This is a genomic window from Rhizobium sp. P44RR-XXIV (assembly GCF_001999485.2).
Classification (GTDB): Bacteria; Pseudomonadota; Alphaproteobacteria; order Rhizobiales; family Rhizobiaceae; genus Rhizobium.
In genome coordinates, this window is record NZ_MPVZ02000029.1 from 1,016,518 (window position 1) to 1,031,487 (window position 14,970).

Here is a 14,970-nt window from a genome sequence, read left to right on the forward strand (position 1 = left end):
ACATTGCCGGGTAGATAGAAGGTGCTGGTTTACACAAATATATCTTCCTGGTAAGATACTGGTATATTAAATTCCGAAAGCAGCCCAGCGAGACCTTGATGAGTGACACCATACATGCCGTGCAATTGGCGTGGAGCCGAGAACGACCCGATGTTGATAATTGGCCCGTGGGGGTGATCGGGCGAGTGCAACGACTTTCCCATCTGCTCGAGGACGAACTTCAGAGCTTCTTCCGCCAGTACAATCTGGATACGAGCGAAGTGGACGTGCTGTTCACGCTGCGCCGGTCTGGCGCACCCTATGGGCTGACACCGACGCAGCTTGTCAAATCCTTGATGGTCACCTCTGGCGCCATCACCAAACGCATCAATCGGCTGGAAAGAAGGAATTTAGTCGAACGCATTCCCGACGCCCTAGATCGCCGGATCGTGCAGGTTCGATTGACCCAGCAAGGTCTTGCGATGGTCGATGCACTGTTCGCACCACATATCGCCAATGAAGGCCGACTGCTGCAAGGCATGGATCGAGATAAGCTGGACCAGCTCGCCGGCCTGCTCCAAGCCCTTTTACAGACCTTTGGTGAAGCCTCGTACCGATGACTGCGGAATTGCATGCGGCAAATCCCGTGTGCCGTCCGCCTATCTTGGAGTTCTTGATGCCGTTTTCCAGAGATGTCCGACCTGACGAGACCGCCGCCCGCACCGCGCTTTGGCGCGCCTTGCATAGGGCAATCGACCCACCACCACATGTGCTGGAGGATGAGCTGGGATTGAAGCTGCTGAACCCGGGTCCGGACTGGCTCAAGCGCGGAGATATGGACCCCGGCTTTACGCGTCCGTTTCGGGCATCGATCGTGGCCCGGGCTCGGTTCATAGAGGACCTGGCAATCGACCGAGCAAAACAGGGCCTGAGCCAATATGTCATTCTCGGCGCCGGTCTTGATACGTTTGCCCAGCGCAACCCCGAAATCGGCGCTTTGCTTGATGTCTTCGAGATCGACCAGCTCGGAACACAGCAATGGAAACAAAACCGCCTGACCGAACTTGGGTTTCCCGTTCCCGACTGGCTGCATTTTGTGCCTGTCGATTTCGAGCAGGGACGGTCGTGGTGGGATAGTCTGATGACTGCAGGATTCGACCCGACGAAGGCCACGCTTGTCGTATCCACAGGTGTGAGCATGTACCTGACCCACGCAGCGAATGAGTTGACCCTCCGGCAGGCAGCCGGATTGCCGCCCGGCTCTACCTTCGCGATGACGTTTCTCGTCCCTACGGAGTTGGCCGATCCCGTTGTTCGGCCGGGCCTTGAAATGGCAGTCCGCGCCGCAACGGCGAGCGACACCCCCTTTCGATCGTTCTACACGCCCGAAGACATTCTTGCCCTTGCACACAAGGCGGGTTTCCGGCGCGCTCAGCATGTGTCAGGCGACGAGCTCGCCAATCGTTATTTTGCACACCGAAAAGATGGGCTCAGGCCACCTAATAACGCCGAGGAGCTCTTGGTCGCGCATACCTAGTCGCTCCGACGGAATCGGGGCGTTTCCAGTCGATGGGAGCTGCCTCCTGAAGGGACCGCAGAATTCGCAATTCCATCCCTAACCTACAGAAATCAACGACACTGTTCGCCTCCAACCAAACGACCAGTTTCGATTCTTGACGATGAGTTGCATCATGTATACACCGTATACATGAGCACTCGCATCGTCATCCTGAATTGCGCACTCGATGAATTGCAGGCTGTCGGCCTGGACAAGCTCAGTTTGCGCGCCGTTGGGAAACGGGCGGGCATAACGCCCATGGCGGTCTACCGGCATTTTCAGGATAGAGCGGACCTGCTGCATGCGCTTGGCGACCACGCTCTTTCTCAGTGGCAAGCACGCGTCGAGCAAATTCAAGACGTGGATTTCCGCGGCTGGATTGACGCCGTCACCCGCGCATTCATAGACCTCGCTCTCGATTCACCGGCGCTCTTCGATGCCGCTTTCGTGCTCAAGACGCGCGCCGAACGTGTATATCCTCAGGACTTCGTCGGGGGCCGCTCTCCAGTGGTTGGAGCCTTTTCGGCTCGCCTGGCAGACGGTCAGCAGCGCGGCCTGGTACGCCCGGGCGATGCGCTTGAGATCGCCATATTCTCCTGGGGCCTGTTGCAAGGGCTGATCGGGATGCATCGTTCCGGCCGCTTCAATCTTTCGCGTGAAGACTTCACCGACATGTGCCTGCGGGCTGTCGCCAGACTCATCAACAAGGACTAGCCGATGAAAATGAGAGGCTTGATTGCTGCACTGATTTCCGGCGCTGTCCTTGCGGTGAGCCGCGATACAGGTCATCTGGGCTTTCTCGTTTTGCTAGGTCCGATTCCACTTTTCGTCCATGTCCTGGGTGAAAGGCGGGCTTTGAATGTATTCGCGCTGGCATACCTGGTCGGGCTGATGGCCGAGGCTGGCCCGCTTTACTTCTATGGCGGCGTCATTCCCATGATTTATTGGATTGTAGCGCTGCAGGCACTGTTTTTTGCCCTGTCGGTCCTTTTCATGTGGGCCCTATATCCACGAAGCCCGACGGTTGCCGTTTTTGCCTATGCAGCCATGACGGGTGCAATTGAACTTTTGTACTCCTACATCTCGCCAAACGGCAGCTTCGGCGCGCTTGGCTATGCGTTGGTGGACGTTCTTCCTTTGCTGCAGGTGGCATCGCTTGCGGGCGTGAGCAGCCTCAGCTTTCTCGCGGCGATCATACCCGCCGGCATTGCAATGCAGATCCGGCGGCCGACCGATTACTTTGCCGCTTCAGCATGGATTCTACCGGTTCTTGCCGCTCTTCTGTTTGGATTTTGGCGGCTGGCGCAGCCGGATGGCGAAACTATTCGCATAGCACTCCTGAGCAACGACGAATTTGCTGGCGTCGCTACCGATCAGCCGGATCGCAATGAAGCGATTGTCGCTGATTTCCGCCAGAATATCGAACAGGTTGCGAGCAAAAGGCCGGCCTACATCGTCACGCCGGAAAAGATGTTCCTGCCCACGCCGGAATTTGCGCAGCTTTCCGTGAAATTGAACACGAAAATCGTCGCCGGAATAGACCGGCCGCTTGGCAATGGGCAACGCTCCAATACGGCGGAATTGACCAGGCCCGATCTGTCACCGCTGGCGTATGACAAGCATTACCTTATTCCGGGGCTGGAAGGTGAATATGTTCCCGGCAAGGATCTAGTAAGCGTTGATCGCGTCGGCATCGCGATTTGCAAGGACATGGATTTTCCCCAGTTCCTTCGAACCTATGGCAGCCGGCACATTGGCCTATTGCTGGTACCGGCTTGGGATTTCAACGCAGATGGAAGACTGCATGGCAAGATGGCCATCGTACGGGGCGTGGAAAACGGCTTCGCGATCGCGCGTGCAGCCAGTCACGGCTTGCTGACGTTAAGCGATAGCAAAGGCAGGATCATAGCCGAGACCGCCTCCACAAAAGGCCAGGGCAATCTTGTCGACGCAGTGCCGCTTGGGTCCGGGGATACTTTCTACGCGCGCAATGGCGATGCCTTCGGCTGGTCGCTTATCATCCTGTGCGGCGGACTTCTGTTGGCCTTGCTGGTGGTCAGGGTCGAGCCCCACAGGGATGCATGACGTAAGCGCTGCCACAGCGAAATAGCGAGCGCGGGCATGTCGGCCGCTCGCTGAAGGGCGAGCCGCCGAACCGTCGCATGAAAGAGAATGAGTTTTGCAAAGTTTGAGTTGACCGCTTTCAATGGCGAGGCAACACTTGCGGCCTGTAGCAAGGCAGGAGGAAACATGATGGATGAACCAGACCGTTGGCGCCACATGGCAAGTGCACCGAAAGACGGCAGCAGGATCCTCGTCACGATCCGCTCGACTGAACAGGGGCCGGCCGCAGTTGATCTCGCCTACTGGTCGAATGGCGATCAGTTCGGCGCAGAAGGCTGGCGCGCCTCCGATTCCTCGCCCGGCCGCCTCTTCGAATACGCCGAGCCGGAATTGAAGTGTTGGATGCCGATGCCTTCGGCCAATCTCAACCGCACCGCAATGCCCTCACCGTGGGAAGGTGAAGACGCGGAGCAGCTCGACGGATCGGGGATCTAAGAACTCGCTTCCCCACGCTGCCAAGATTCGATGCGTGGTAAAATCAAATCGACATATGCCTGCCCAATATCAGCCAACCGCCTTATCTGGGTTGTCTGTCATCGGGCCTTCACGTCCTTAGCAACTGCTTCAGGTCACTGTTTGGGTCTGCCAGCACGCCCTTGTCGGGATTGATCCCCAATTCGAGCATCTTCCGGCCGACTATATAGGCGGTCGCATCGTTGATCGCGTCGACGGATACGAATGCGCCTGACTTGAAATACCAGACGGAATGCGTGCCCTTGCGACCATCCGCGCGAAGAAGCGTCTGATCATAGCCAAGATTGAAGCCGGCGATCTGCAGCTTCACATCATACTGATCCGACCAGAACCATGGTTTCGGCCTGTAGGCCGCATCGCCGCCAGCAATGACCAAGGCTATGGCCTCGGCCTGGTCGACGGCATTCTGAACCGACTCGAAGCGGATGCGCCCCTCCTGCCAGGGAAGCGACGCGCAGTCGCCGGCCGCGAATATAGATGGATCGGATGTCCGGCCGAACTCATCCACAACGATACCGTTCTTGACCTCCAGACCCGCGACATCGGCGAGCTGATCATTCGGAACAACACCAATACCAACGATGACGCAATCGACATCCACCACCGTACCGTCGGAGAGCCTGGCGGCGGTGACCTGGCCGTCCCTGCCGATCAGATGATCGAGGCCGGTCTTCTCCCTGATGACAACGTCATGCGCTTGATGAATGGCACGTATAATATCTGCCGTTTCCCTTGCCGCCGTCCGTTGCAAAATACGGTCGGCCATCTCGATCAGGGTGACCTCCATTCCGCGATGACGGGCAACAGCTGCCGCTTCGAGCCCAATATAACCGCCACCGATAATCAGCACGCGACGGCCGGGCAGCATCGCTTCAGCCAGATGGTCGGCATCGCGCTTGTCGCGCATGACATGGACGCCCTTCAGTGTCCCGCCGATCGCCGCCGGGAGCTGCCGGGGTGTCGATCCGGTTGCAAGCAGCAGAGTTCCGTAGTCGAGAACCGTCCCGTCGTGCAGGAGCACCTGTTTTCGCTCGCGCCTGATCTCCTCCACCCAGGTCGAGAGGTGAAACTCGACCCTGTTGTCGGCATACCACTGCTCGGGACGGAACAGCAGCCGATCGAAGCTCATGTCGCCGAGAAGATATTTCTTTGACAGCGGCGGCCGCTGGTAGGGCAAGACGTCCTCAGCACCGATAATGGTGATCGGACGATCATCTTTCAAAGCCCGCAATTTTGCGGCAGCCGCAAAGGCCGCCTGGCCCGCGCCGACGATGACCAGTCTTCCGGTATTTGGCATCTAAGAGATCTTTCTTCACGAACGGGCAACAGGTCCCGCCTTCAGCTGCGATATTCCGGCTCCTCAGCATCAAGGATCGCCCGTACCTCGGACAGATGGTCGATCGCGAACTGGCCATAGTCAGCCCATTGCTGCTGTGTGACCGCCGCGACATTGTCGGATACGATCCGCAATGGGCGACCCGAAGCATAGGCGATCATCAGTGTCTCGCAGGCACGTTCGAAATAATACATTTCGTCCAGCGCCGCAGCGACCGTATCGGCGGCGACCAGCACGCCGTGATTGCCCATCAGCAGCACGTTGCCGTCGCCGAGCGCTGCAGCCAAACGGTCACCTTCGTCGGTGGAAAGGCCCATGCCGCCAAAGCCCTCGTCGATGACGAGCCGGCCGAAGAAGCGCATGGTGTTCTGGTCGATCGGCGGCATGCGGCTGTCGGCGAGCGAGGCAAGCGCCGTCGCATAGCGCGGATGCAGGTGCATCACGCAGCGGGCATGCGGACAGCGGGCATGGATCCGGCCATGGATATGCCAGGCGGTAGGATCGGGCGCATCCGGCCGGTCGAGCGTCGAGGCATCCTCGGTATCGAGCAGGATAAGGTCGGAGGCGCGTATCCGTGAAAAATGCCGGCCGCGCGGGTTCATCAGGAAGTATCGCCCGCTCGGCTCGACGGCGACACTGAAATGATTGGCGACGGCTTCGTGCATCCCCAACCGGGCGAACCAGCGGAAGGCTGCGGCAAGATCGCACCGCATCGTGTTCATGGTGTCCTCATCCGGCATCACGCCCGGGGCACGGGTCGACAGGGTCTCTATGGCGTTCATGCGTTGGTCCTCCGTGTGAGATTTTCATTTGCATTTGGAGTGGCACGCAATGGCGTGCGGCCACGGATGATATCCGCAGCCTTTTCAGCGATCATGATGGTCGAAGCATTGGTGTTGGCGCTGACGATCGCCGGCATGATCGAGGCATCCACGACGCGCAGGCCTTCAAGCCCGCGAATGCGGCATTCCGGATCGACGACGGCGCCCGGATCGTCCGCCGCGCCCATCCGGCAGGTGCCGACAGGATGATAGCAGGTCTCCAGCGTTTGCCGGATCCAGCAATCGATCTCCTCGTCAGTCCGTACAGCCGGGCCGGGAAAAAGCTCTTCACCGGCGAAGGGAGCAAGCGCCGGCTGTGAAAGCACGTCGCGCAACAAATGAACGCCGGCGCGAAGATCGGTGAGATCCTGCGGGTCGTCCAGATAGTTGAACAGGATCTCCGGTGCCTGAAACGGGTCGCTGCTCGTCGCGCGCACATGTCCACGACTGCGCGGCCGCATCAGGTCGATATGGACCTGGAAGGCATGTTTGGCTAGCACGTCTGTTCCGCCGGGCACCACCGCCAGCGGCATGAAGGTGAACTGAATATCCGGCTGGTCCAGCTCGCGTCGGCTGGTCACGAACCCGCCTGCCTCGAAATGGTTGGTCGCCGCCGGGCCGGAGCCTCTGAGCATCCATTCGGCACCCGCCAGCCAGCTGCGCGGCGCGCGCGTGACAGGATAGAGGGAGACCGGCTGCTTGCAGGCATGCTGGATGACAAGATCGGGATGATCATTCAGGTTCTCGCCGACACCGGGCAGGGCGTGGCGCACCTTGATGCCAGCGCTTTCCAGATGCTTGGGCGAGCCGATGCCCGATAGCTGCAGCATATGCGGCGAACCGATGGCGCCGCCGCAGAGGATCACTTCGCCCGCTGCGGCAAGATGCTCGCGCCCGGCCTTCGCATAGCGGATTCCCTTCGCACGCTGCCCTTCGATGTCGATCCCCAGCACATGCGCGCCTGTGATCACCGTCAGGTTGGGCCGACTGCGTGCGGGATTGAGATAGGCATGCGCGGCGCTCCAGCGGCGGCCACGCCAGGTGCTGCGCTCGACCGCGCCGAAGCCCTCCTGCTGGCGGCCGTTGAAATCGCTGGTCCTTGGATAGCCCGCCTCGACGCCGGCTGCGATAAAGGCACTGGCAAGCGGCGATCCCTCGACGTCGCCACGCGTGATCCTGATGGGGCCACCCTTGCCGCGAATGCGATCATCCGCGCCAGGAGCGGTTTCCGCCCTGCAGAAATAGGGAAGCACGTCCTCATAGCTCCAGCCGCGCGCACCAAGCTGCGCCCAGCCATCAAAGTCGCGTGGATGACCGCGCAACCAGACCATGCCGTTGATCGAGGATGAGCCACCCAGAACCTTGCCACGGGGATGCCCGAGCCGCCGGTTTTCCAGATGCGGCTCGGGTGCTGAGGTAAACGCCCAGCTATAGCGGTCTCCCCAGACCACGCGCGACATGCCCGCAGGCATTCTGAGCCATATGGATCGGTCCTCTGGCCCGGCCTCAAGGAGGAGAACCCGGCATGCCGGATCCTCCGTCAGGCGTGCCGCCAGCACACAACCGGCGGAGCCGGCACCGGCGATGACATAGTCCCACGACATGTCGGCGCGTCCGCTCATTCCCGGATCGCCTTGTAGCAAAGCGTATGGAAATGATGCACGAGGTTCTCGCTCTGATTGGGGCGCGCGGGATCGATCAGATACTTGCCGGAACCGAAGCCGAGGGAATGCAGCCCCTTCTGGTTGGTGATGTTCAGTTCGATATCTTCGGGGCCGAGCTGTGTGTTCATCCACTCGATCGCCGCTTCCGTCACCGGCGGCATTGGACGACCTTTCGGCTTGTAATAGCCAAAGCGAAGCAGGGATTTTTCGGGCCCAAGCGGGATCATGATGAAGGTGCCGACCATATCCGTGTACGGAAAGCTGTAGAAGGTCGTGTTGGGAAAGATCCCTATGTTGAAGAACCAGTCCGTCTGCCAGGTCGAGCCTTCGAGCGGCACGCCATAGGCTTCCTTGGCGCCCTTGTTGGGAGGGCCGATATAGGTCCACCACTGCCCGTAAGGCGTCAACGCATAACCCTCGAAATTGATCAGTGCCGCCAGATCCTTGTGAACCGGTCCCGAGAGGTCGAAATGATAGCCCTCGATCGAATTTTCCTGAATGACCTTCCAGTTCGCATCGACAATGACGTCCGATTCCGAGGCTAGTTCGAGATTGTCAAGATCGGGAAGAAAGCGGCGCATCTCGGCTTCCGCTCCGCTGGCAATTTCGGCGACGGCGGGAGCGTTCTCGTCAAGTGTGATGAAGACGAAGTTCGCGAAGATTTCGAACCGGACATGCCGGAGACCCCAGTCCTTCTTGTTGAAGTCCTCGAGATTCTCGGTGCGCGGCGCGCCGCGCAGGCTACCGTCCTGATTATAGCACCACGAATGATACATGCAGCGGATCACGCCCGGCCTGTTGCCGCGCCGCTCATCGATCAGCCGGTTGCCGCGATGCCGACAGACATTGTGAAACGCACTGATTTCACCGCCCTTGCCGGCCATCACAACGACGCTCTGTTCGAAGATGTCTTGCACGACGAAATCGCCGGGATTGGCGAATTCGTTGATGTGGCCAACGACGTGCCAACAGTTCATGAAGATCTTCGCCTTCTCTTCGTCAAACACACCCTGATCAAAGAAGAACGAAGCCGGCATCGACGTGCCCGTCCGCGGATCGCTATAGTCCCAGGTCAATTGCGCTATGGTCATGCCTACCCTCCTGTTCAACGATGCGGCCCGGGAAGGACCCGCCACAGAAGGATGCTATGATCCAAAAGAGCTCTGCGATTGACATTATCCGCCATATTCCGAAAAGCGACGCCATTCGGCCTTGCCAGAAATCGATAGCAATTTTAGTATGTTATAGGCCGCCCAGCTCAATCGATTATCACATCCGAAGCAACCAGACGATTTTGGACATTATGCGTCCGAAAAAATCAAAAGGCTCTCCATGTCGTCGTTCGAAAATCCTAAAGGTCATCGCTTCGGCCTCGTACTTGCTCCGGGGTTTTCCTATCTTGCGCTGGCGATGGCGATCGAGCCGCTGTTCATCGCCAACTGGCTTGCCCGTCGTAGGATCTTTAGCTGGAACACCCTGTCGACCGACGGGTTCGCGGTCGCGGCCAGCAACGGGATCCAGAGTGCCGTCGACTATCCCCTCGGCACGACAGAGCGTTTCGATGTTGTGCTGATACTGGCCAGCTTCGACGCACGTGAAGCGGCATCGGACCATCGGCTGCTGAAGTGGCTGCGCTGGGTCGAGCGGGCGGGCGCCGAGGTCGGCGCAATCGAGACCGGAAGCGAAATACTGGCCGCCGCCGGCCTGATGGAGGACCATCGGGCGCCCGTACACTGGTACAACATCGAAGGCATGCGGGAACGCTACCCCGACGTCAATGTGACCGATACGCTCTACAGCCTTTCCGCGCGCCGGCCCATCTCGGCGGGCGCGAGCGCGACCCTCGACATGATGACCGCCCTCATTGCCCGCACCGCCGGTCAGGAGCTTGCAAACGAGGTCGCCCAACACCTGTTGCTGCAGAAGCGAGAGGGCCACGACCGTCAACAGACATCAGACAACCGCGACCAGGGCACCGTGGCGCGCGATCCCGTGACCCGCGCACGCCACATCATGGCTGCGACGATTGACGAGCCCCTTCCCTGTCCGAAAATTGCTGCGATGGTCGGCGTTTCGGAAAGGCATCTGCAGCGCCTATTCCAACAACAGCTCGGCTCTGGCATGACTCAGGCCTATCACATGCTGCGCATGGAGCGGGCGCATCAACTGGTTCAGCAAACGGAACTGACCATTACGCAGATCGCGGTTGCCTGCGGCTTCTCCTCGCTCGAGGTCTTCTCGCGCACCTACAGGAAGGCCTTCAGTGTCTCCCCGAGCAAGGATAGACACCAGTCCGTCGACAGCAGCGTGTTTCGCCGAGGAAATATGGGGCACCCCAATTTGCCCCGCGGAAGAAACCAGCCGGTATAACCTCCGGCTGGCGTTGTATTTGCTGCTCAGCGGGATGTCAGATCATCGGGCAGTTCGGCATTGTGGTATTTGCGATAGATATCGCGCAGCACCTTGTTGTCGAAGTTTGTCTTTACCCATTGGTCCAGCCATCCCTTCAGGGCAGTTTCGCCCTTCGGAATGCCGATGCCCAGCACGGTCTCCTTCTGGGTGAACTTCACCTGCAGCGGATGATCGCCAAGCTTCTTGTTGATGCCGTTGATGACAGCCGACTGGCTAGAGAGAATGTCGACCTGGCCCGAGACGACGGAGGTGATGAGCGTCGCGTCATCTTCAAAGCGGACGATATTGGCGCCCTTGGCATTTGCCGAGATGTCCTGATCATTCGTCGTCGCCCGGGTAACCCCGACGCGCTTGCCGACGAGATCCGAATAGCCCTTGATCTCGATGCTCGGAGGCGCCGCAACGACGAGCGCCAGTGTGGCGTAGGGAACGGAGTAGTCGATCGCTTTCTTCCGTTCATCGGTGATGCCGAGCGCGGAAACGACCATGTCGGCCTTGCCGGTCTGGACGGACGGGACGCGTGCCGCATTGGTGATCTCCACCAATTCCAGCTGAACGCCGAGGTCTTTGGCGATCAACTGCGCGGTCTCGACGTCCGATCCCGTCGGCTTCAGATTTTCGTCCACAAATGAATATTCCGGAGTGCCCATCGCAACCGCGATGCGGACTTTCCCGGCCTTCTTGATGTTGTCGAGCACATCCGCATGGGCAACGGTCGCAAGCGCAAGCAGACCGGCACTGGCAATCAGCGCAAGCTTCGAAATCATTCTTCTCTGCATATGAAACTCCTCTCTGGTTGTTCGACCCTGCGCCTGGGCACAAGTACTCCTCTTGGAATTCAAAGCTCGGCGGCCATGAATTCCCTCAATTCAGGCGTCTGGGGATTGGAGAGGATATCCGCCCCTCCGGTTTCCCAGACCTTGCCGGTATGCATGTAGATCACGCGGTTGGCGGCGCGTTTGGCAAAGCCCATCTCATGCGTCACGACGATCATGGTCATGCCGCCGCGGGCAAGATCCTCCATCACCCGCAAGACCTCGCCGGTGAGCTTGGGGTCGAGCGCGGACGTCACTTCGTCGAACAGCATGACCTTCGGCTGCATGGCGAGCGACCTAGCAATGGCCACGCGCTGCTGCTGACCGCCTGAAAGCTGTTCCGGGTAGCTTTCGATCTTTTCCGATAGCCCAACCTTGGCGAGCACTTGTACAGTAACCTCGCGCGCCTGGTCCTTGCGCATGCCTTTGACGCGGCGCAATGCCAGCATGATGTTTTCAGCGACGGTCATGTGGGGAAACAGATTGTAGCTCTGGAACACCATGCCGATATCCCGGCGCAGGGCGCGAAGATCGAGTTTCGGGTCTTCTACGCGATGGCCACAGACATCGATCGAGCCGCCCTGAATCGTCTCCAGGCGATTGATGCAGCGCAGTGCGGTGCTCTTGCCGGAACCCGACTGGCCGATCAGCGCGACGACCTCGCCGGCATTGATCTCGAAGGAGACCCCTTTCAGCACCTCCAGCTCGCCGAAGCGCTTGACGACATTGGTGAGCTTAACGGCGACCGACATTGAGTTTCCTCTCAAGCGAACGGCTCCAGACCGACAGCGGATAGCAGACGCAGAAGTAAAAGAAGGCTGCGACGCCAAAGACCAGGAAGGGCTGGAACAGTGAGTTGTTGATGACCTGGGCAGCGCGGGTCAGCTCCAGAAAGCCGACGACCGAAGCAAGCGATGTGTTCTTGACGAGCTGCACGAGGAAGCCGACCGTCGGCGGCGTGGCAATTTTCAAAGCCTGCGGCAGGATGACATCCCGCAGGGCCTGCCAGCGCGTGAGCCCAAGGCATTCGGCAGCCTCGAACTGTGTCTTGGCAATCGACTGTACGGAGCCGCGCCAGATCTCGCCGAGATAGGAGCTCGAATAGACCATCATGCCGAGGCAGGCGGCGACAAGCGGCGGCACCGAGATACCGAAGACGCCAAGACCGAAATAGAGAAGAAACATCTGGATGAGCAGCGGCATGCCCTGCACGATCTGGATGTAGACAAGAGCCACCCGCCGCAGCCAGCGGAAGCGTGATATGCGCGCAAGCATGACGAAAAAGCCCGCGATGCCACCGAACAGAAAGGCGAGTGCCGAAAGAACCACGGTCCACGCGAGGCCTTCGAGCAAATAGACGAGATGATTGGTCGAAAATGCACCGAGCATCAGTACCTCACAAACCGAGTTCGAGTTTGCGGCGGCGCGGGAAGGCGATAAGCCCGAGCCCGAAGAAGGCGGCGCGCATCAGATAGGTGATGGCAATGTAAAGGACCGCAACGACCACATAGGTTTCCAGCGAGCGGAACGTGTTCGACTGTATGTTGTTGGCGACGCCCGTCAGTTCCTCTGCCGATATCTGCGAGCAGATCGAGGTCGAGAGCATCATCAGGATGAATTGGCTGGAAAGGGCCGGATAGACCCTCTCTATCGCCGGAAGCAGGATGATGTCGCGATAGATCTGGAATTTCGAAAGGCCAAGCGATTCCGCCGCCTCGATCTGGCTCGGATGGACGGAATCGATGCCAGCCCGTACGATTTCCGCCGTATAGGCACCGACATTGATCACCATCGCGAAGACGGAGGCAGCGACGATCGGCAGACGAACGCCGATGGAAGAGAGGCCGAAGAAGATGAAGAAGATCTGTACAATGAAGGGAGTATTGCGCACCGTTTCGATGTAAGCACCGGCCAGACCTCGTAGTGTTGCCACATCGGATCGACGGGCGATCGCACAGGCAATGCCGATCGCAAGACCGATAATCACCGAGAACAGCGTGATCTCGACAGTCGTCAGCGCGCCCGCCAGAAAATCCAGCCAATAGGGCAGTAACGCCCCAAAATCGAATTGATACTGCATCTCTCCTCCAAATGTTGCGCGAGACCACCCGATCCCACCGTCCTCAGCGCGCCAGCCATCCTCCATCGACCGGAATCACGGTTCCGTGGATGTAGTCGGATGCGGGCGCGGCGAGGAACACGGCGGTCGCACCGATATCCTCCGGCGTCCCCCAACGACCAGCGGGAATGCGGGCAAGGATCGCAGCGTTGCGATCCGGATCCTCGCGCAGCGCCGTGGTATTGTTCGTCACGAAATAGCCGGGTGCAATCGCGTTCACATTGACGCCCTTGCCAGCCCATTCGCAGGCAAGCAGCCGCGTAATACCCGCAAGCCCGCTCTTCGAGGCCGTATAGGAAGGGATTCGTATCCCTCCCTGGAATGACAGGAGTGAGGCGATGTTGATGATCTTGCCCCGGCCCCTTTCGAGCATATGTCGGCCCGAGGCCTGCGATAGAAAGAATGCCGTCTTCAGATTGGTATCGATGACCGCATCCCAATCCTCCTCGGTGAAGTCGATCGAGTCGGCACGGCGGATGATCCCGGCATTGTTGACCAGGATATCGAGGGCTCCGAACCTTGAAACAGTCTCGGAGACGATCCGCTTGACGGGCTCGATTGTGGACAGATCGGCATTGATAGCGTGAAAGCGGCAACCGGCCTGCCGAACCAGTGCCTCGGTCTCCTCCATCGACGAGCGGCCGACGGCGACGATCGATGCTCCTGCTCCCGCAAGCGCAACCGCAATCCCCTGGCCGATGCCTGTATTGGCACCGGTAACGACCGCAGTGCGGCCGCCAAGATCGAAGAAATTGGTCATGCGGCTACCTCAAATCGGCGATTGCGATGTGGTCCATATCGGTGAAACTCTTGTTGTCACCAGCCATGGCCCAGATGAAACTGTAATTCTTCGTGCCGGCCCCCGAATGGATCGACCACGGAGGTGAGATAATCGCCTGTTCGTTGGCGACAAGCATGTGGCGCGTTTCCTGCGGCTCGCCCATGAAATGGAAGACGCGCTGATCCGCCTCGAGGTCGAAATAAAGATAGGCCTCCATGCGTCGGTCATGTGTATGCGCCGGCATTGTATTCCAGACACTGCCCGGCTCGATCATGGTGAAGCCCATGGTCAGCTGGCAGGACTGGCAGACATCGGGATGGATAAACTGGTAGATCGAGCGCTTGTTGGCGGTCGCTGCTTCGCCCGGCGTCAGGTGCCGCGCCTGCTCGCGTTTCAGAAGCACGGTCGGATGCATCGCATGCGCCGGTGTCGAGACGAGGTAGAATTTCGCCGAGGTGCCGGCGTCCCTGCTTTCGAAACGAACATCCCTGGCGCCCTTGCCGACGTAGAGGCAATCGTATTTTTCGAGATCGTAGGACTTGCCATCGACGGTGATACGGCCGGCACCACCGATGTTGAGTGCACCAAGCTCACGCTCGGCCAGGAAGGTTTCCTGTCCGACCGCCTCGGGCGCCGTCAGCGTTAATGCCGATCCGGCCGGCTCCGCGCCGCCGATGACCATGCGGTCGTAGTGAGAGTAAGTGAGCCGGATCTCGCCGCTTTCGAAGACGGTCTCGACCAGAAAATGGCGCCGAAGCGTTTCCGTGTCATAGCCACGAACGGCTTCCGGATGGGACGCGTGTCTCACGTCTGTTTTCATGGAATTATTTCCTTTTCTCGATGGTGTCCGGCCGTCGTGACCAGCGTTGAAGGCAAGTGGGACAGGT

General features: G+C 59.3%; 16 protein-coding genes. 6 read left to right on the plus strand and 10 right to left on the minus strand.

Annotation, left to right across the window (positions count from 1 at the left end):
* Positions 1 to 98 precede the first annotated feature (98 nt).
* The 5 genes from BSK43_RS30675 (at position 99) to BSK43_RS30695 (ending at position 4,096) form a co-directional block, all read left to right on the plus strand.
* Positions 99 to 599 carry a MarR family transcriptional regulator gene (locus BSK43_RS30675; RefSeq protein ID WP_077467288.1) on the plus strand — a complete coding sequence of 167 codons (501 nt, stop codon included), beginning with the start codon at positions 99 to 101 and terminating at the stop codon, positions 597 to 599.
* Positions 600 to 655: 56 nt separating this feature from the next.
* A complete protein-coding gene (locus BSK43_RS30680) occupies positions 656 to 1,516 on the plus strand; it encodes a class I SAM-dependent methyltransferase (RefSeq protein WP_077467667.1) in 861 nt (286 codons plus the stop codon).
* Between the two features lie 171 nt (positions 1,517 to 1,687).
* Positions 1,688 to 2,251, plus strand: a complete 564-nt coding sequence (locus tag BSK43_RS30685; protein WP_068391379.1) for a TetR/AcrR family transcriptional regulator — start codon at positions 1,688 to 1,690, stop codon at positions 2,249 to 2,251.
* 18 nt (positions 2,252 to 2,269) lie between these two features.
* The gene (locus BSK43_RS30690; protein ID WP_077467289.1) at positions 2,270 to 3,622 is read left to right on the plus strand and encodes a hypothetical protein; all 1,353 of its coding nucleotides are present in this window, start codon (positions 2,270 to 2,272) and stop codon (positions 3,620 to 3,622) included.
* A gap of 168 nt (positions 3,623 to 3,790) precedes the next feature.
* On the plus strand, positions 3,791 to 4,096 hold the full coding sequence (locus BSK43_RS30695; protein WP_068391515.1) for a hypothetical protein: 306 nt from the start codon (positions 3,791 to 3,793) through the stop codon (positions 4,094 to 4,096).
* 109 nt (positions 4,097 to 4,205) lie between these two features.
* Here BSK43_RS30695 and BSK43_RS30700 read toward each other — a convergent pair whose 3' ends face one another.
* The 4 genes from BSK43_RS30700 to BSK43_RS30715 are packed head-to-tail and all read right to left on the minus strand — an operon-like array spanning position 4,206 to position 9,047.
* A complete protein-coding gene (locus BSK43_RS30700) occupies positions 4,206 to 5,432 on the minus strand; it encodes an FAD-dependent oxidoreductase (protein ID WP_077467290.1) in 1,227 nt (408 codons plus the stop codon).
* 41 nt (positions 5,433 to 5,473) lie between these two features.
* Positions 5,474 to 6,253: a class II aldolase and adducin N-terminal domain-containing protein gene (locus tag BSK43_RS30705; protein WP_246662734.1), complete on the minus strand. Its 780-nt coding sequence runs from the start codon at positions 6,251 to 6,253 to the stop codon at positions 5,474 to 5,476.
* On the minus strand, positions 6,250 to 7,914 hold the full coding sequence (locus tag BSK43_RS30710) for a choline dehydrogenase (RefSeq protein WP_077467291.1): 1,665 nt from the start codon (positions 7,912 to 7,914) through the stop codon (positions 6,250 to 6,252). The genes BSK43_RS30705 and BSK43_RS30710 overlap by 4 nt, the downstream gene beginning before the upstream one ends.
* Complete coding sequence (locus BSK43_RS30715) at positions 7,911 to 9,047, minus strand: aromatic ring-hydroxylating dioxygenase subunit alpha (RefSeq protein WP_077467292.1); 1,137 nt, start codon at positions 9,045 to 9,047, stop codon at positions 7,911 to 7,913. Before BSK43_RS30715 ends, BSK43_RS30710 begins: the two co-directional genes overlap by 4 nt.
* A gap of 241 nt (positions 9,048 to 9,288) precedes the next feature.
* Here BSK43_RS30715 and BSK43_RS30720 point away from each other — a divergent pair, with 241 nt between their 5' ends.
* A complete protein-coding gene (locus BSK43_RS30720) occupies positions 9,289 to 10,326 on the plus strand; it encodes a GlxA family transcriptional regulator (RefSeq protein ID WP_077467293.1) in 1,038 nt (345 codons plus the stop codon).
* Positions 10,327 to 10,352: 26 nt separating this feature from the next.
* Here the strand turns inward: BSK43_RS30720 and BSK43_RS30725 are convergent, their stop codons facing one another.
* From BSK43_RS30725 to kduI, 6 genes are read right to left on the minus strand one after another with little or no spacing between them, the layout of a single operon-like run.
* Positions 10,353 to 11,147 carry a transporter substrate-binding domain-containing protein gene (locus BSK43_RS30725; RefSeq protein WP_077467294.1) on the minus strand — a complete coding sequence of 265 codons (795 nt, stop codon included), beginning with the start codon at positions 11,145 to 11,147 and terminating at the stop codon, positions 10,353 to 10,355.
* A 59-nt stretch (positions 11,148 to 11,206) separates the two neighbouring features.
* Entirely contained in the window at positions 11,207 to 11,935 is a 729-nt protein-coding gene (locus BSK43_RS30730; protein WP_077467295.1) for an amino acid ABC transporter ATP-binding protein, read from the minus strand.
* Positions 11,919 to 12,572: an amino acid ABC transporter permease gene (locus BSK43_RS30735; RefSeq protein ID WP_068391350.1), complete on the minus strand. Its 654-nt coding sequence runs from the start codon at positions 12,570 to 12,572 to the stop codon at positions 11,919 to 11,921. Before BSK43_RS30735 ends, BSK43_RS30730 begins: the two co-directional genes overlap by 17 nt.
* A gap of 7 nt (positions 12,573 to 12,579) precedes the next feature.
* Entirely contained in the window at positions 12,580 to 13,263 is a 684-nt protein-coding gene (locus BSK43_RS30740) for an amino acid ABC transporter permease (RefSeq protein ID WP_077467296.1), read from the minus strand.
* Between the two features lie 43 nt (positions 13,264 to 13,306).
* Positions 13,307 to 14,062: a 2-dehydro-3-deoxy-D-gluconate 5-dehydrogenase KduD gene (kduD, locus tag BSK43_RS30745; RefSeq protein ID WP_077467297.1), complete on the minus strand. Its 756-nt coding sequence runs from the start codon at positions 14,060 to 14,062 to the stop codon at positions 13,307 to 13,309.
* Positions 14,063 to 14,066: 4 nt separating this feature from the next.
* On the minus strand, positions 14,067 to 14,903 hold the full coding sequence (kduI, locus tag BSK43_RS30750) for a 5-dehydro-4-deoxy-D-glucuronate isomerase (RefSeq protein WP_077467298.1): 837 nt from the start codon (positions 14,901 to 14,903) through the stop codon (positions 14,067 to 14,069).
* Positions 14,904 to 14,970: the final 67 nt, after the last annotated feature.